Genomic DNA, 17952 nt, shown 5'->3' on the forward strand with positions numbered 1-17952 from the left:
CAAAATTTAGGGGGCGTACACGCAATGAACTTTCACAGAGCAGCCAGCCTTGTAACCAGATCGATGCAAGGGATCGCTGTTGCCCTCGCCGTCCCGGTGTTGTTCCTCTCTATTTCCGCTTCCGCAGTTGCTCAAACAAACACCGGCCGCATCCTTGGCGACGTCAGCGACTCCTCGGGCGCGCTGGTCAGCGGGGCAAAGGTGACAATTACGGATGTGCAGCGGGGAACCACGCGCTCTCTGGTCACCTCCCAGGCAGGTGAGTATGTGGCGCCGGATCTGATGCCCGGCATCTACTCGGTACGTGTCGAGGCTCCGACCTTCAAAGCCACAGAGCGCACCGATATTCAGATCGAAGTTGCTTCTGACGCCCAGGTTGATTTCGTTCTGCAAACAGGAGCAGCTTCCGAGACAGTCACGGTCACGATGCAGGTGCCGCTCATCAATACGACTTCATCAACTCTTGGGGGCACGCTGGGAAACAAGGAGATCAACGATCTCCCTCTCAACGGCCGCAACTATGAGAATCTGCTTCAGCTTCGTCCCGGTATCGTGCGTTATCCCGGCGGAGGCTTCTCCACTACCAGCACCAACGGCCTGCGCGCAGAAGATAACGCCTACATCATCGACGGACTGTTCAACAGCGAGCCGTTCTCCGGGCAGAGCATCATCAATGGAGCTGGCATCGCGGGAGACTCCGCAACCATCCTCCCCGTCGATGCGATCCAGGAGTTCAACCTCATCGAGAATCCGCCGGCGGAGTACGGGTGGAAGCCCGGAGCCATGGTCAACGTCGCGCTCAAATCCGGTACCAACACACTCCACGGCACAGCCTATGCCTTCGGCCGAAACACTCCGATGGATGCGCGCAACTATTTCAATCCCATCGCAGGAGGGCCGAAGAATCCACGCAGCCTTGAGCAGTTCGGCGGGACCGCGGGAGGCCCGATCCTCAGGGACAAATTGTTCTACTTCGGCGGATACGAGAGGCAGACCTACCAGGTAGCGAGTATCAGCCAGTTGAACACGCCGGTTACGGTCTCACTCAACGGCGACCCGAAGAACAGTGTTGTTGATGCCATCGCAGGGGTCGAAGCGGCTGGCATCATTCCCAGCACCCCCAGTCTCACCATAGGAGGATGCACCGTGGGTCCGCCCATCGTATGCAACGGTACAGGGTTCCCCACCAACAACGGCACCAACGCGGCTGGCCCTACGTTCATTAATTACGGCCTACCCAACGACGTCACCACTGACAACGCCGTAGCCAAAATGGACTATCAGATCAATCAACGTCACTCGATCAACGGTCTGTATTTCTTCGGCAACAACAATGGAACAGTCTCCGACGCCAACCAACTCCAGACCAAGTGGCTGACCCAGATCCATACTCGCGCCCAGGTCGTTGGGGCGAGTTGGACCTGGATCCTCAACCCCCGCTGGCTCAACGAAGCACGCTTTGGTTACAACACCGTCTACCAGCCCACCTTCGTCAACGACCGCGACAAGCCGGCCTCTGCCTATGGTTTGAATACCGGTGTCACCAATCCGCTGTACTTCGGCCTGCCTCGCGTCAACATCTCCGACTTCTTCCCCGCGCTCAACGAACTGGGAGGATTCAACTGGCCGAAGATTCAGGGTCCCGACCGGAGGTTCCAGTTCATCGATCACGTCTCCTACACGGTCGGCAAGCACGCCTACAAATTTGGCGGCGAGATACACCGCGATAGTTTCACCGGGGGAGCCTACGCCGGCAGCCGCGGCCGCATCAAGTTCGGGTTCGGCACCGACGCCTTCCCGGGCGCAACACCGCTCGAAGACTTCTTCGCCGGTGTGCCCGCATCCGGCAGTCTGCTTAGCGGAGACCCCACCCGGCAGATTCACAACTGGGGATTCGCCGGCTTCGCTCAGGATGACTGGCGACTCACCAAGAACCTCACCCTCAACCTCGGCCTTCGTTACGAACTCAACACCGTCGTCAAGGAGGCAAACAACCTGCTCGGCAACTTCGATCCCAGCGTAGGGCTGGTCCAGGTCGGCCAGGGAATCAGCGGCCCCTACAACGGCGAGCACTACAACTTCGCCCCCGCGTGGGCTTCGCATGGGACATCACCGGAAGCGGCCGAACCGTGCTGCGAGGCGGCGCAGGGCTCATCTACGAAACCATCAACTGGGAATCCTTCCTTGCTCTGAACAACTCTCTCGGTATCAGCACTATTCCCACCGGCGCGATGGGTGTAGGTCCCAACGGCGGCCAGGGATCCGGTTCAATCGCCGTCGGCACCGTAAACTTCACTGGCTCCGCTCTCAACTGGAACGCCGGTTACAACAGCGGCCCGTCCACTGTGTTCCCCACCGGCGTGATCAACTGCGGCGCCAACCCCTGCAGCATTCTCGGCATGGTGCAGAACTTCCGCACCCCACAGGTTTATAGCTGGAACATTAACGTCCAGCACTCCTTCCGGCCGGACCTCGTGCTTGAGGCTGCCTATGTTGGCAACCACGGGCAAAAGCTCGTCGGCATTCACGACATCAACCAGAACGTTCCCTCGGCGGACTTCAATCATGACGAGCAGTCCGGCCGTCCCTTCAACGCTCTCTATCCCTATCTCAGCTTCATCTATCAGATGGGCAACATCTACCGCTCCAACTACGACGGTCTGCAGATGACCATGACCGCCCGCAACTACCACCACTTCACCGCCGTTGCCGGCTACACCTACTCTCACTCGCTCGACAACGTAGGCGCAAACTGGGACTTTGGGGCCGGCTCAGGTATTCCGCAGGACAGCACACATCCTCAGCGCGAGTACGCCAGCAGCGACTTTGACATCCGCCACCGCTTCACTCTTACCACCACCTACGCCATCCCCGGCCGAAAATCGTTCTTTCAATCCCTCGAAGGCTGGCAGGTCAACTCCATCGTCAGCCTCTACGGAGCGCAACCCTGGGGTCCCATCGATACCGGCAACGACTTCAGTCAGACCGGAGAGGGAGTCGACCGCTGGGACTTCTTCGGCAACCCCGGCGACTTCAAGTCAGGGGCGCGGTGGGTACCCCTTATCTCGCAGGCGCTGATGCTGTCAACGATCCAGTCTGCATGGCCCACGCGCGTTCGATCGCCACTCTAGGTACCGGCGGTTGCTATAGATCGGGAAACTCCGTCATGACTCCAGCCGCGCTTGGAACCTTCGGCACGATGGGCCGCAATACCTTCCGCGACACCGGCTATAAAAACTGGGACTTCTCGGTGGATAAGAACTGGCACTTCCACGACCGATACGCAGCGCAGTTCCGCGCGGAGTTGTTCAACTTCACCAACCATCCCAACTTCGCCAATCCCTTCGGAGGCCAAAACGGCTGGGGTCACAACGATCCCTCCGTCCCTGGCCAGTTCGGCTGCGGCTGTGCGACGCCCGACGTAGCTGCCTCAAATCCTGTCATCGGTTCAGGGGGCAGTCGCGCTGTGCAACTCGGTCTTAAGCTTTCCTTCTAGCGTTCGGCTTCGGCTCAAGGCGAACGTCGAAATTCAACTGCTTTGAAAACTGTGGAAGAGAGGAATTTCTATCGTGGCAACCAGGCACTCGGCAAACAGGCACTCGGCAAACAGGCATTCGGCAAACAGGAAGTTCAAAACCATCGCATCTTTACTCGCCGTATGCGCCGGGCTCTCTTCAGCCGGCCTCCTGGCCCAGGGGCGCCGGAGCGTACCTTGGACGAGATCAAGGTTGAGGCCGTCCATCGTGCTGAGGTCGGCGGATATCCTCTCATCGGCCTCGATCCCAACGACGTCCGCGAGGCCTTCAAGTCCATCCACACCCGCGACAAGGATGAGTGGGCCGAAGGCTTCATGGGGGTCGCCGACCGCTACATGGCCGAGGGCAAGAGCCTCGAAAAGACCGATCCCGCCAAGGCCAACGCAGATTACATCCGTGCCTGGCACCTCTACTTCTTCGGCCGCTGGCCCACCGACTCCTCGCCCAAGAAAAAACTCTCCTACGCAAAAGGCATCGAAGCATTTCTCGCTCATGCCCGCATGATGGATCCACCTGTCGAGGTCGTTCACATTCCCTTCGAAGGCAAGGAGATCATCGGCTACCTGCGTCTACCCAAAGGCGCCACCGGCCGCATCCCTATGGTCATCGCCGTCAATGGACTTGATAGCCGCAAGGAAGATCTCACCGAGAGCTTCTCCGCCATCCTGCCCTACGGCATCGGCTACATCGCCGTCGACGGCCCTGGCACCGGCCAATCTCCCGTCAAAGCCAGCCCCACCGCGGATCGCGCCCTCTCTAAAGTCCTCGACTACCTCGCCACCCGGCCCGAAGTCGACTCCCACCGTATCGCCATGCATGGTGTCAGCTGGGGAGCCTACTGGGGCACCAAGATGGCAATCCTCGAGAAAGATCGCCTCAAGTGCGTCAGCGTCCAATCTCCGCCCACCGACCTCTTCTTCCAGAAAGACTTTGTCGTGAACTCGCTGGTAGGCAACCGCGAGTATCTCTTCGATCAGATTCCCGCCATGATGTCCATCTTCGAAAATGTAACTACTCTGGATCAGGTGATCGACGAGTTCTCGAAGATGTCTCTGGTCAATCAGCATCTCCTCGGCAAGCCAACAGCGCCCATGCTGATTCTCGCTGGCACCAAAGACACCCAGGTGCCGATCGCCGATGTCTATAAGCTGCTTGACAGTGGCGATGTCCCGAAGGACGCGTGGATCAATCCTCAGGGAGGTCACCTCGGCCGTCAGGTGGGAGTATGGCCAGATCCTCGCATCTTCAAACAGGTCATTCTTCCATGGCTCGATCAAAATCTCAAAGCCACCCCATAACGGGCTACTGATCGACAGTGCAGAAATAAGCGACCCACTCAATCTTCAAAATCTGATCTCTCGTATAGAACGATCGGCTGTAATAACGATCCCGCTCTGAATCTATTGCGGGATCGTTAGCGTTTTATGTCCAACTGAGTAGGAACGTCTGGCGGCATCGGGCCTCAACGCAGAATCACCTAAGAACAAGTCCGACGATCCATAGCGTCAAACGACGCGCCTTGATCTCAGCCTGGCTCGGAACTTTGGGACACCGTAATCCTGTCCTCAAAACGACTGAATCGTCAAAGCTTAAGCTAGCCTTAAGACCGCTTCACACGCTTGTTACGCTGCGTTCACACCTCTGCAAAAGCCTCCCCTAGTTTGACTGGAAGCCTTAAAGTGCAATGTGCCTTCTACAGCAGTGCGTTCAACCGAAGCACATCCTCGGGCGCGATCTTCCAGTCATTCAGAAACGGAGTTGGCGATGTCTCTTGGAAATTATGCGAAGCAATTCGCAGTATCTATATTTATGTTCTTGTTCATCTGCGCGTTACCGGCAGGAGCGCAGACCGGAATCGGACTACTATCTGGTTCGGTGGTCGATAGCCAGGGAGGCGCGCTGCAGGGTGCGAAGGTAGAGGTAAACCCGGGGGCAGCCTCGACGCTCTCGGATGCGCAGGGGCAGTTCACATTGAATGGGCTAAGCGCAGGAGACCACGAGGTAACGGTCTCGTACGCGGGATTTGCTCTCTTCACCAAGAAGGTGACGGTAGTTTCGGGGCAGGTGGTGCGGCTGGAGGCTTCGTTGAGCGTGGCCTCGAACAAGCAGGATGTACAGGTGTATGCGGGGCGCGAGGGCGGAGAGATCGAGGCGATCAACCGAACCTTCAATGCGGACAATATCATCAATGTGCTGCCTGCAGACGTGATCAAGAGCCTGCCGAATGCGAACGTAGCGGATGCACTCGGGCGGCTGGCGAGCGTTACGCTGGAGCGGGATGAGGGCGAGGGCAAGTACGTGCAGGTGCGGGGCACGGAGCCACGTCTGACCAATGTGACGGTTGACGGAGTGAACCTCGCCTCGGCTGAGACAGTGCGTCAGGTGAAGCTGGATATTATTCCGGCGGACCTGGTGGAGTCGGTGCAGATCAACAAGACGCTCGAGGCGAGCATGCCCGGGGACGGGATCGGCGGGTCGGTGGACCTGCGCACGAAGAGTGCGGGTGACAGGCCGACCGTTGCGCTCGAGTCGACCGGAGGGTATACCCCGATTATCGGAGGGCGGCCGGTGTACCAGTTCGATGGGACGCTGGGGAAGCGGTTTCTCGAGGGAAACAAATTAGGGCTGCTGTTCGGCGGATCGTATGACTGGAACGGACGCGGCATCAACGATGTGGAACCGGGACCTGTGCTTCTGGGCGGATACGACCAGAGGGACTATCAGTATTACCGCAACCGGACAGGCTACGCAGGTACGATAGACTATCGGTTCAATGAGACCTCCAGCATCTACCTGAAGGGCTTGTACTCACTGTTTCACAACTTCGGCAATCGCTGGGACTACAACGTCGCGACGACATTTACGCAGGATGGACAGCCGGACGGCACGGGTAATACTACGTTCGGCGCGGAGATTCGTCGACCGGTGCAGGATCTGGGAAGTCTGCAGCTCGGAGGGCGCCACGTAATCCGACGGTCTCTCCTTGCGTGGGATGTGGAGAGCTCGGTGGGACGGACGCGGGACGAGGGGTATTCGGACGCGACCTTCGCTCCGGGGGCGAATTCGGTGTTGAACGGAGGCATCCAGTTCTCGCTGGATAACTCCAATCCTCTGACTCCGAAGCTGGTGGCGCCCAGCAACGTGAACATCTTCGATCCGACTCAGTATTACTACGCGGGCCAGAGAGTGAACAACTACTACAACCCCGAGGTCGATCTCGGCTTCGGCGCAGACCTGGCAACGTCCTACACGTTCTTCGGCCACGCGTCGAGCTTCGAGTTTGGAGGACGCTTCCGGAACTTGCACAAGTTTGCCAATCAGAATGAGATTTTTACGATTCCGACGGCGGCGGCGAACGACCCTTCGCTGCAGATGACCAACTTCCTGAACGGGTTCAAGGACCCGAACTACTACGGGGGGACCTATCAGTTCGGGCCGGCGGTGAACTATCAGACGGTGCAGGCATTTACCGCCGTCACAGCAGATCCGGCAAATCCCAATATCTTGACCAATAACTTCAACCTGGTCGAGAAGGTTTCGGCGGGGTACCTGATGAACACCGTCAATCTGAACAGATTCCGCATCCTGTTAGGGGTACGCTTTGAAAACACCAGCGATAGCGACAATGGCAATACGGTTCCGAATGCGCCTCCCGTGGCTCGGAATGGATCGTATCTCGATGTGCTGCCGAGCGGCTCGGTGCGCTACTCGCTGACGCCGTCGAGCGGCATCCGGCTGGTGTACGGACGGGGCCTGTCGCGGCCGGACTTCTCGGACCTGGTGTCGTTTGCGACGGTGTCACCGGGTGGTGTGCGGACCACTTCAAGTATCGGCAATCCCACGCTGAAGCCGGAACATGCGGATAACGTGGACCTGCTCTATGAGCGGAACCTGAACCCTATCGGGCTGCTGCAGGCGGGTGTTTATTACAAGCACCTGTCGGACCCGATCATTCCGCTACAAACTACTCTGTCCGATGGAACAATTCAGACCCAGCCGCAGAACGCCGGCAGCGCTTATGTCTACGGGTTCGAGATCTCGTTCCAACAGCACTTCACGTATCTTCCGGGGTTGCTCAATGGCACAGGGCTGTCGGCGAACTACGGTTACTCCGCCTCGCAGGTCACCTTCCCGGGATTGCTTGACCCCAATGGCTCGCCCACGGGAATTTCGAGGACGGATAAGCCGGATCTGCTCCGCCAGTCCCCGAACACCTGGAACATCAGCCCTACGTATGACAAGCGGAATCTGTCTGTCCGGCTGGGCCTGAGCTACAACGCAGCAAACATCTTCTCCTATCAATACAGCGACAGCAGCGCTGGCCCGATTGTGTTCGCAGGCGGAAACCCTAAGACAAACACCGGATACAAGGCCGCGGGCGGCGGCATCACAGGACCGAACGGAGACACCTATCTGTACTCTCACCTGCAGGTGGATCTGCAGGGAACCTACAGGCTTCCGAGAGGCTTCACTGCGGTAGCCTACGCGCTGAACCTGAACAACGAGGTGTTCGGTTTCTACAACGGCAGCACGGTGAATCCGATCCAGCGTGAGTTCTACAAACAAACCTTCGGAGGCGGTCTCCGATGGTCTGCTTCGCGCGAAAGGTAGACGGGAAAGGGTGCCGGGGAGCATTGTTCATGCCTCCGGCACCCATCCATCGCCAAACGCCTCGGGCTTATAGCGGTACTACAGATGCAGTTTTGGCATGAGAGAGGTTGCTGCACTCGTAGGTCCCAATGCCCCCACCCCAAAATCTTTCTGTTCGAGTTTTCCAATGGCCTTCATAGTCAGAATCGAGTCGGCCGGGTGGCGCCTTCCCAGGGCAATCGCACTTTTCCTCCATTCCCCAATGGGTGGCCGATAAATGACGAGGCTCCGCCACGCAAATCAGCGTGAAGTGGCCGTCAAAGGCCACGCCATTTCTCCGCATCGTGGCAATAACACAAGCCAAAGCGCAAAAAACACGGCCCGATCCATCAGTTTGAGGCCATCAGCTTTCAGGCTGCACTCAGTATTTGCTGACGGTCGCTTGCGGCTCTTCCACCCCTGCCCGTTCGCTTTTGGAAGTCAAATGGTAGTACATCGCAGGCGTAACGATTAGACTCAAAACCACCGAGATCAAAAGGCCGCCAATAACAGCAATCGCCAGTGGCTGCAGCATCTGCGACCCGGCACCCAAAGCAAAAGCCAACGGCAACATGCCACACATCGCTGCCGTCGCAGTCATCACAATTGGCCTCAGCCGCCTTTGGGCTGCATGCATCATTGCATCGAGCGCTTCTGCACCCTCGGCACGCGCGCGTTCATCCGCATCGAGTAGCAGGATGCCGTTTTTGGCTACGATCCCGATCACCATAATCAGACCCATGAAACTTGCTACGTTGAAGTCGGTTCGCGTTATCAGAAGCGCCAGAACGACACCGGCCATGGAAAGAATGGAGCTGGTAAGGATCGCGATCGGCGCGGAAAAGTTTCGAAACTCGGCGAGCAAAACGCCGAAGACGAGTGCAAGTGCAAGAATAAGAACCTGCACCAGCTCGCGAAAAGACTTCTGTTGCTCCTCATACGTGCCGCCGTATTGCACCCGAACACTCGCCGGAAGATTCAGCTTAGCGACCGCATCCTTCACCTTCACCATGGCGCCGCCCAGATTGGAACCTTCCAGCCGACCGCTTACAAGCACTACCTGCTCAAGATTTTCGCGGCGGATCTCATTCTGCGGAGGAAGTTCTTTGATCTCCGCGAGTGCACCTAGCGTCGCGGTGTGCCCTGTCGCGGAGTTGAAGACCGTATTCTCGATCGCGCTCAAAGAGGCGCGATGTTCGTCTGACATGCGCACACGAACTGTGTAAGGTCGGCCAGCTACAATCACAGGATCGGTCGAGGGCAGACCATCAAGCAGCGAGGTTGCGTCTTCCGCTACCTCCTGAACAGTAAAGCCGAGCCGGCTCGCCAGGCCAGGATCCACCTGGAATGTAGTCGCCGGACCACTCAGCGTGTTGTCCACTCCGTTCTGAGTATCGACAACCCCCGGGATAGCCGAGATGGCCGCCTGCACCTTCGGCCCAAGATCGTGCAGAAGGGTGGTGTCGTTCGAAAAGAGTTTGATCTGAATTGGCTCGGGCGAGTTCGAGAGATCGTTGATCATATCCTCGAGGACCTGCACAAACTCGACGTCAAGTTCTGGCTCCTGCTCCTTAATCTTCTGACGTACGTCCGAGATAATCTCATCGATAGGACGTGATCGTTTTGTCTTCAGGCGAACGGAGATATCGCCGGTATTCGCCTCTGTGACGGCAGCGAGACCGAGCTGAAGACCAGTCCGCCGCGTTGTAATCGAAACCTCCGGCGTATCGCGGAGAATCTTTTCGACACGATCAAGCGCTTTGTTCGTCGTTGCAAGAGAGCTCCCCGCAGGCATGATGTAGTCAAGGATAAAGCTCCCTTCATCCATCTCCGGCAACAGATTGGATCCTAGTGCGCTATAAGCAAAGTAGCCCACTACGATGAGAACTCCGGATATGGCTACTAATGCCCAGGTTCGGCGAATCGTCCAGCCGAGCACGCGGTTGTGAAAGTCGAGAACGCGCCGCATGAATGGGCCATTCTCGTGATGCTCCGCCATAGAGCTATCTGCAGACGGCTTAGACGCTGCATCTTCACGTTGACGTAGAAGCGAAAGTGAGAGCGCAGGAGTGAAGGTCAAAGCCAATAGCAGCGATGTGAGAAGCGCCGCAGTCATGGTCACGGCCAACGCCCGGAAGAAACTGCCAGTCACCCCTGTGACAGCGATCAGAGGAAGAAAGACGACTACTGGTGTGACGGTAGAACCGATGAGTGGAACCGTGATCTCGTGCAGAGCGCTGCGTACTGCATCGACACGGGACTGCCCACGATCCCGATGTACGACTATATTTTCTACGACCACGATGGCGTCGTCGATGACAAGGCCGATAGCGGCTGCAAGGCCGCCAAGTGTCATCAGGTTGAAGCTCTGCCCGATGATCCAAAGAAAAAGGATTGTAACCGCGACGGTGACAGGTATCACCATGCCGGCGATAAGCGAGGAGGTCCAGTCGTGCAGAAAAAGAAAGAGAATGACGCACGCAAGCAAAAGCCCAATAAGAATGGCGTCACGAACACTGGCAATGCTCTCGCGAACGAGTTCCGATTGGTCATAGAACGGTGTGAGATGAACCCCCGGGGGCAGAGTCTTGCTAAGCTGCGCGATCTCAACTGCGACCGCAGCAGCCACGGCAACCGTGTTGCTGGAAGGCTGCCGCGTTATGTTGAGCAACACAGACGGCACGCCATTGGCGTCCACGGTTGTGTAGACGGGAAGCGTAGCCGGCCCCAGGGTTGCTACATCCGAAATACGAATCGGGACACCGGCAGCAGTGGTCTTGACGACGAGACGTCCGAGCGATTCGACATCATGCGCCTGGGCACCCACGAGCCCAAGAATCAGCTGGTGATCCGCCTCATACAGCCCGGGTGAATCAATAATGTTCGACGTCTGCACTGCGTTCACGAGGTCTAGAACGGTGACGCCTGCCGTTTGTAAACGAGCAGGATCCGGGACGATGTGGAACTCAGGAACTTTACCGCCTTGCACCACCACCGTGCTTACGCCCATTACGCGGTTCAAAGGAGGCTTGAGATCATAGGTCGCGATCTGCCATAAAGCAGTGGGCGACACGGTGTTAGAACCACGATCATCGGCCGTGAGCGCATACCCCAGAATAGGAAAGGTCGCGAAGGTCAGGCGATTAGTGGTGATCTTTGCTGTGCTGGGAAGGCTCGACTGGATCTTCGCCAGAGCAGAGTCGGTGAGCTGCAGCGTGCGGAACATGTCCACATTCCAATCGAAGAACAGACTCACTTCGGCCGATCCACGACTGGTGGTGCTGCGAACCGTCATCAATCCGGGTACGCTGTTAACGGCGTCTTCAATGGGTTTTGTGATCGTGACCTGCATCTGCTCGACCGGCATCACGCCGTTGTCGACGCCGATGACGACGCGCGGAAAGTTCGTATCCGGAAAGACAGAGATCGGAACTCGGAATGCCGCGTAGATGCCGGCAATCGTGAGTACGATCAGGAAGAAGAAGATCGGCTTGGCCGCACGCGACAGCCAGAAGTCTTGTTCGTCGACTGCAGGAGGGTTCCGCAAAGTCACTCTTTGCCTCCCGTTTCAGCGTCCCTCTTGCCTGCCGAATCTTTCTCCTCCGCCGGTCCCACTTTGACCTTCGTGCCTTCGTCGAGCCCATAACCGCCAGTTGTAATCACCGTATCGCTGGGCTTGAGACCGCTAAGTATCTGCGTCGATTCGTCCGTCTGTATGCCGACAGTGACGGTCCGTTTCGCAGCTGCACCGTCTGGCCCTATCACCATGACGATCTTGCCCGCGCCCTCCGGTGAACGCTGAACCGCTTCAGTCGGAATCAGAAGTGCGTTCTCTACAGTTCCTCCCTTGAGAGTGGCATGCACAGACGTACCGGCCTTCAGTGAGCCCTTCGGGTTTGGTACTCGAAGCCATACTTCAACGGTCGTGCTGCCAGGATCGAGCGCCGGACTGATGAGTGACACCTTTGCGTCTATGGGCTCCTCAACACCAGGTACGGTAATCGTGGCGGGCGACCCCACGCTAAGCCGCTGAGCCTGCATCTGACCGATGTGCAACTTCGCGATCATGAAAGTGGTGTCCATCACGGTTACGACGGGAGTTCCAGCAGCGGCGGTCTCCCCTGCGAAGAGAGGTCGATCGGTCACCACACCAGAGATCGGCGTTTTGATTTCTGTGTAGCTAAGCTGCGCCGCCGCACCCAGGTACTTTCCCTTCGCGGAGGCGAGCTGACCCTTCGCCGATTCCAGTGAAGCGCTGGTGCCAACCTTGCCAAGCGCCTCGTACTTCTGCTTCGCAATATCGTACGCTGCCTGCGCCTGCAGAGCAGTTGTCCGCGCAGTATCGTAGTCGCGGCCCGGTATCGCTCCCTGAGACAGCAACTGCTTGCGGGCTTCGAGAATACTGTTGTCAAGATCGAGAGTGGCCTTGGCCTGCTCCAGATCAAGCCGGGATCGAGTTTGCTCTTCGGGGACCGCAGACTGCGTTGCCGCCGCATACGCCCCTTGCGCTGCGTCGAAGGCACCTTTGTTATCCATCGCAGCCGCGGCGAGATCTTCGTTTTCAAGTGTGGCCACGAGCTGCCCGGCTTTGACATGGGAGCCGCGTTGAACGTAAAACTTACGAACCGGAGCAGTCACTTTAGGCAAGATTGCAGCCTGCGCAACAGGGGCGAGTGTCGCGTCTGCGTCGATCTCCTCAGTGATCGAGCCAGTTGCGGGATGGACGGCCTGAACTGTGACGACGGGCTTCTCGGCCGTATCGTCCGCCCTCTTGCAGCCGTTCTGAAGCAGCAGGGAAGCGGACAGGAACATCAGAGATGCAGCCACTCCCGGTGCCCCAGCGCGTTGAGTCGTTTTAGTTGTCATTTTGTCGGCCACGGTTAAATCGTCCCCGTAAGTAGTTGAAGATTTGCCAGTGCAACCTGATAGCGAATGTTGCCGTCCTGATACGCAAGCTCTGCGCTGGTAAAAGAGTTTTGTGCGTCGACAACCTCCAGAACGGTCGCCTCGCCTGCGGAGTAGCGCATCCTGGTCAGGCGAAGGCTCTCCCGCGCGGTTTGTACGCTCAACTCAAGCGAAGCAAGCTGATCGTGAGCGAGAGAAGCCTCTCCGTAAAACTCCTCAAGTTGTGCAATCAGTGTGCGCTGCGTAGATGTCAGCGCCACCTTGGCAGCATCGCGAAATATGTGGGCTTGTTTAATCTTATGCTGCGTTGCAAGCCAGTCCCAAACAGGAATGTCGAGTGTCGCCGAAGCCGAGTAGCCAAGGTTGCGAACACCGTCAGGGCCGTTCGCGGCGAACTGTGCCGCATCGATACCATACGAGTAATTGAGCACAAGATCAGGCAGGTAAGCAGCGCGTGCTGCGGTAATGTCGAGATCTTTCGATCGCAGCGTTGCCAGGGCGCTATTCAGTTCAGGATTATTCGCGGCTGCCTGGGTCTCCACCACGGTTCGCTCCGGAAGCAGAGTTGCTGCGGGAAGCGTGACACTGTACGGCGAGCGCGGATCAGGAAACAACAGAACGCCGAGATCAAGACGGGCCTTCTGCGCCTGCAGTTGAGCATCGCCAAGATCTCGCTGCCGTTGTTGCAGCGTCAACTGTGCCTTGATTACATCCGCGTGTGCTACTTCTCTTGCTGCTTCCCGTTGCTGCGTCTGTTTGACGAAGTCAGCGGCCTCGTTGGTGGCGCGCTGTTGAATAACGGTCCGTTCTTGCGCCGCTGTCGAGTTGTAGAACAGTCCGACTACCGTCGAAGTTAAACCCCTGCGGCTGATCTCCAACTCCGCACTCGCGATAGCAGCGGCCGCTCCCGCTCGAGCCACAGCGTTGTACTGCGCAAGCCCCAGCGTCTCAGTAAAAACGCCTTGGCTGGTGTACTCGTGCACGGTGTTGTTGGCGATGAACTTGGGCGCAGCCTGTGCTCCGATCGAGCCGGCCCCGTTATGCGCACCATTCGGTTGCGTGTAGAGATATTGATTGTGATAGACCACAGAAGGAAGCAAAGCCGCTCGAGCGATCGACCGGTCAAGCTGTGCGGTCTTGCTCGCTGCCACTGCCGCGGCAAATGCGGGCTCATTGGTTCGTGCCAGCGATAGTGCCTGGTCAAGCGTAATCGCCGGACCGGGCTGGCTCCCATTTTGCACGAAGGCCTGCGCCGTTGCTTCACCGGTCGCCTGCGTGGCTCCTGGGTTGACGGGAGCCGCAGCACTCTGCGTCGGCTCTGTAAGCTCCTGGGCAGCTGTCCCGGAAATACTCGACTGCCACGCGTTAGCCGGGGATGGCGCGACTGCAATCGCCATCCCCCAGCCAAACGCGAAGATCGTATTGAGTTGGAAGATTTGTTTCATGGTTTGCTTCACACCCGCCCACTGCGAGGAATATACCCGGTTAGTCCTGGCCGATCACCAGCACGGTAAAGCTATCGGGCAGGATGGAGGGGCGGGGGCGAGGTGTTGCGGCCGTTGCAGGCGGAGTGGGGCCGAACTTGGCCGTTACCGTGTAGATCTTTCCAGTCGATGAGTCGAACGCCATCGTTCGTGCACCCTTCATCGTGGAAAGCGTCTGTATCACTGGATACGTTGCCTGGCTTGCATCGACAACGCTCAGCGTACCGTCGCCATTGGAGGAGAACGCCAGCTTCTTGCTCGCGTCATATCCAGAGGCATCAGGTCCATCGCCTATGGTCGGCGTACCCAGCGACTTGCCGGTGTGCGAATCGGTGACTACCATCTTCTTGCCGTCGCAGACAGAAAAGAGACGTCCGCCATCCTTATCGAAGGCCAGCCCGGACGGCGAGTCGCATCCGGCCAGCGGCCAGGTGGCTGTAACTTTTTGAGCCTTGGCGTCGAGTCGGACGAGGCTGTTTTTATCTTCGATATTCACGAAAACCGTCCCCTTATCATCGCTCTGAGGGAACTCCGGTCTGCCGGGTAGCGCAACAGTGCCAATTGCTTTACGACTGGCTACATCGATCACCGTGGCGTTCTTGCTTGTTCCATTGAACGCCCACAGCGTGTTGGTGGAGCCCTCGTAGGCCATTCCGTCGGGATTCGTTCCGGCAGGAATCTTCGTGAGTGTAGAAAAATTGGAAGTATCGAAGACCACAACGTTGTTCGCTCCACCATCTGAGGCAAAGCCAGTCTTGCCATCAGGAGCGATAACGACGCCGTGGCATCGAGTCAATCCTTCCACGGCTCCGATGACCTTTCCAGTATTGGTGTCGACGACGTCGACGCGCGTCAGGTGAGCGATGTAAAGGCGATGTGATGTCGGGTCGGCCGTCAGGTAGTCCCAGCCTCCAGTGCCTCCGATGGTCCATCGCTGTTCAATCTGGAATGGCTTTTGAGCCGTAGCAGACGTCGTAAGGAAAGGAACCAGCGTCGATGCGGCAAAGATGAGGGAGGAGACTACTCGCCTGCTTGGATTCGGCATATTTAAAACACTCCAGAACTGAAGAAATTTGTTCCTACAAATATCGCAGAGGTGGCTTAAGGGACGCTTAAGACGTCAAAGTTCCTCTTTCCAGATTTCTTGCGGTCCTATGATCTGTTCGTTCGGTTGTCGACGGCACGACTGGCAGGGTAACGATGGCGCTCGTGCCATGCCCAGGTTTACTTTCCAGGCGAATAGCGCCGTGGTATCGCAAAACGATTGCCTTTGAGATCGCCAGCCCCAGACCCGTGCCGCCAGTTCGCCGGCTACGGGACGGATCTCCTCGGTAGAACCGATCGAAGACGTGCGGAAGTACATCTTCTGGAATCCCTTCCCCATCGTCCTCAACAATCAATTGGGCCAACTCTCCCTGACTACTGACGATCGCGCGGACCTCGGTGCCCGCTCCGCTGTGTTGAATCGCATTGTGAATCAGGTTGGAGCAAAGCAGGCGAAGCTGGTCGGGATCGCAAAAAACGAGAGTCGAAGTATCTGCGTTCACCACCAGACTGATGCGATTGAAGCTCGCGAGCGTCCGAAAATGCTCAGCCACGTCGCGGAGAACGTCGCCCAGTTCGACAATACGATACGACTCCGGCTGTTCCCCGCCATCTTCAAGCCGTGCCAGAGTCAGCATCTTGGCTACAAGTTCCTCCATGCGTTCAGAGTCGACGGTTACTCGCTCGAGTCCCTCTTCATATTCCTTCGCGGACCTCGTGCGCATGGTCAAAAGCTGCAGAGAAGACTTCACCACCGCCACCGAGGTCTTCAGCTCGTGGGCAGCATCGCTCACGAACTGTCTCTGTTGCGCAAAGGACTGCTCAAGTCTCAGGAGCGCGGATTCAATGGCCGAGACCAGCGGCTCGAGCTCTCGTACATAGCGCGCCTGACTGGAGGGACCCAGGTTCCACGAAGTTACCGAGATCTTGCCCGCTTGTTCGACCAATTCATATAAAGGTTGAAGCCCACCGCGCAACAGACGCAGCAGTACGACGCCGGTTATGACGAGAAGTAACAGGCCCGAGAGTGCATAGAAAGCGATGGCATTCCGAACTCTTTCCCAGACCGGGTGAGTGCGCGAACCATAAAGAATGATGATATGTCGAGCAACGCCACCCTTGGCATCCCCCGGATCGACCACGCGCAAACCGGGCCTGCGGATGACTCTATAGCGAATCCCGCCGACCGTCAGATTTCGGAACTCCCTCCTGTCGGTGCTAGCCAGCTCCTGTTCGCCGCCCGGCCACCCTTGCGACCCGATCACGCGGCCACGGTCATCGCGCACGATATAAATATCCCGCTTCGGAGCGAGCCCCTCGGTTCCGTAAAGCATCAAGTTGTCTTCAGGGTCTTCTGCGTCCTGGACCGCACCCAGCACGGAATCTGCTCGACCACGCAGCACGACATCCAGTGCGCGGAAGTGTGAGATCCCCTCATAGACACTGGCGATTCCAATCAAGGCCAGCAGAGAGCAGAACTCCACCAACAGTACAGCTGTGATCAGGCGTCGTGTCAGCGAGTAGGTCTTCATGCTGATTCATCCCCGGCTTCCTTGGGGGTTGTGTACTCCATCACAAGCCTATAACCCCGGTTACGCAGATTTTCGATGGTCGGCGGATTCGTTCCCTCCCCGAGCTTGCGTCTCAGGTTCGAAACATGCGCCTCGATCACATTGGAGTGATGCACCCAGTTGAAGTCGTACATGTGCTCCAGCAACTCTCGCTTGGAGACAATGGCGCGAGGGCGATGCATCAGGTACTCGAGAATCCGGTACTCCATGGGAGAAAGCACAATCGGAGTGCCTGCACGGAAGACACTCTGGTCTCCGGTATGCAACTCCAAATCCCCCAGGCGAAGCGCAGGACTAGCCATACCTTTACCCCGGCGAATAAGCGCCTTTGCCCTGGCAATCACCTCTCCGAGATCGAAAGGCTTGCTCAGGTAGTCATCCGCGCCGCTGTTGAGGAGTTGAATAATCGAAGATCGCTCACTCCGTGCCGTCAGGATCAGGACCGCAGTGCTGTCCCTTCGTTCGCGGAGCCGGCGAAGCACCGTCAAGCCATCCAACTTCGGCAGCATAAGATCGAGAATAATCAGGTCGTAGCACAGATTTTCAGCGAGATCCAGACCCGTTTGCCCATCCTCGGCATGATCTACCGCGAAGCCAGGTCCGTCGCGCAGCGCATGTGCCACGTTTTCAGCCAGCCTGATTTCGTCTTCAACTAGCAGTACACGCATGAGTAGATCTCAACACACAAAGCTTAAGCCAGCCTTAAACTGCCCATCCGCCGAAATGATTTGCCGGCGTGGAGACTAACGCGAATATCAAGATGCTAAACCGTGAAACTCCTCG

At 57.5% G+C, this 17952-nt stretch carries 11 protein-coding genes; 5 read left to right on the top strand and 6 right to left on the bottom strand.

The window, feature by feature from the left end:
- Window positions 1-63: 63 nt before the first annotated feature.
- From RBB80_RS13095 to RBB80_RS13115, 5 genes are all read left to right on the top strand, one after another.
- A complete protein-coding gene (locus tag RBB80_RS13095; protein WP_433968633.1) occupies window positions 64-2193 on the top strand; it encodes a TonB-dependent receptor domain-containing protein in 2130 nt (709 codons plus the stop codon).
- The gene (locus RBB80_RS13100) at window positions 2130-3131 is read left to right on the top strand and encodes a hypothetical protein (RefSeq protein WP_433968635.1); all 1002 of its coding nucleotides are present in this window, start codon (window positions 2130-2132) and stop codon (window positions 3129-3131) included. Before RBB80_RS13095 ends, RBB80_RS13100 begins: the two co-directional genes overlap by 64 nt.
- Window positions 3132-3166: 35 nt before the next feature.
- Entirely contained in the window at window positions 3167-3496 is a 330-nt protein-coding gene (locus RBB80_RS13105) for a hypothetical protein (protein ID WP_433968637.1), read from the top strand.
- A 51-nt stretch (window positions 3497-3547) separates the two neighbouring features.
- On the top strand, window positions 3548-4834 hold the full coding sequence (locus RBB80_RS13110) for an alpha/beta hydrolase family protein (RefSeq protein ID WP_433969655.1): 1287 nt from the start codon (window positions 3548-3550) through the stop codon (window positions 4832-4834).
- Between the two features lie 466 nt (window positions 4835-5300).
- Window positions 5301-8147: a TonB-dependent receptor gene (locus tag RBB80_RS13115; protein WP_433968639.1), complete on the top strand. Its 2847-nt coding sequence runs from the start codon at window positions 5301-5303 to the stop codon at window positions 8145-8147.
- A 400-nt stretch (window positions 8148-8547) separates the two neighbouring features.
- On the opposite strand, the gene RBB80_RS13120 is transcribed toward RBB80_RS13115, so the two are convergent.
- The 6 genes from RBB80_RS13120 to RBB80_RS13145 all read right to left on the bottom strand — a co-directional run bounded on the left by RBB80_RS13120 (window position 8548) and on the right by RBB80_RS13145 (window position 17837).
- Window positions 8548-11712 (bottom strand): efflux RND transporter permease subunit, encoded by a 3165-nt coding sequence (locus RBB80_RS13120; RefSeq protein ID WP_433968640.1) that lies wholly within the window; start codon window positions 11710-11712, stop codon window positions 8548-8550.
- Between the two features lie 2 nt (window positions 11713-11714).
- Window positions 11715-13031, bottom strand: a complete 1317-nt coding sequence (locus RBB80_RS13125; RefSeq protein WP_433968641.1) for an efflux RND transporter periplasmic adaptor subunit — start codon at window positions 13029-13031, stop codon at window positions 11715-11717.
- A gap of 14 nt (window positions 13032-13045) precedes the next feature.
- Window positions 13046-14515, bottom strand: a complete 1470-nt coding sequence (locus RBB80_RS13130; RefSeq protein WP_433968642.1) for a TolC family protein — start codon at window positions 14513-14515, stop codon at window positions 13046-13048.
- A gap of 40 nt (window positions 14516-14555) precedes the next feature.
- Window positions 14556-15599: a YncE family protein gene (locus RBB80_RS13135; RefSeq protein WP_433968643.1), complete on the bottom strand. Its 1044-nt coding sequence runs from the start codon at window positions 15597-15599 to the stop codon at window positions 14556-14558.
- Window positions 15600-15666: 67 nt separating this feature from the next.
- Complete coding sequence (locus tag RBB80_RS13140; protein WP_433968644.1) at window positions 15667-17130, bottom strand: sensor histidine kinase; 1464 nt, start codon at window positions 17128-17130, stop codon at window positions 15667-15669.
- The gene (locus RBB80_RS13145) at window positions 17127-17837 is read right to left on the bottom strand and encodes a response regulator transcription factor (protein ID WP_433968645.1); all 711 of its coding nucleotides are present in this window, start codon (window positions 17835-17837) and stop codon (window positions 17127-17129) included. The genes RBB80_RS13140 and RBB80_RS13145 overlap by 4 nt, the downstream gene beginning before the upstream one ends.
- Window positions 17838-17952: the final 115 nt, after the last annotated feature.

Origin of the sequence: Tunturiibacter gelidiferens, from assembly GCF_051013345.1 — a bacterium.
Classification (GTDB): Bacteria; Acidobacteriota; Terriglobia; order Terriglobales; family Acidobacteriaceae; genus Edaphobacter; species Edaphobacter gelidiferens_A.

What these genes read in the sequence shown, in the direction of transcription:
- RBB80_RS13095 (WP_433968633.1), top strand. Translation starts at nt 64, where the DNA reads ATGCAAGGGATCGCTGTTGCCCTCGCCGTCCCGGTGTTGTTCCTCTCT.
- RBB80_RS13105 (WP_433968637.1), top strand. Translation starts at nt 3,167, where the DNA reads ATGACTCCAGCCGCGCTTGGAACCTTCGGCACGATGGGCCGCAATACC.
- RBB80_RS13115 (WP_433968639.1), top strand. Translation starts at nt 5,301, where the DNA reads ATGTCTCTTGGAAATTATGCGAAGCAATTCGCAGTATCTATATTTATG.
- RBB80_RS13125 (WP_433968641.1), bottom strand. Translation starts at nt 13,031, where the DNA reads ATGACAACTAAAACGACTCAACGCGCTGGGGCACCGGGAGTGGCTGCA.
- RBB80_RS13130 (WP_433968642.1), bottom strand. Translation starts at nt 14,515, where the DNA reads ATGAAACAAATCTTCCAACTCAATACGATCTTCGCGTTTGGCTGGGGG.
- RBB80_RS13135 (WP_433968643.1), bottom strand. Translation starts at nt 15,599, where the DNA reads ATGCCGAATCCAAGCAGGCGAGTAGTCTCCTCCCTCATCTTTGCCGCA.
- RBB80_RS13140 (WP_433968644.1), bottom strand. Translation starts at nt 17,130, where the DNA reads ATGAAGACCTACTCGCTGACACGACGCCTGATCACAGCTGTACTGTTG.
- RBB80_RS13145 (WP_433968645.1), bottom strand. Translation starts at nt 17,837, where the DNA reads ATGCGTGTACTGCTAGTTGAAGACGAAATCAGGCTGGCTGAAAACGTG.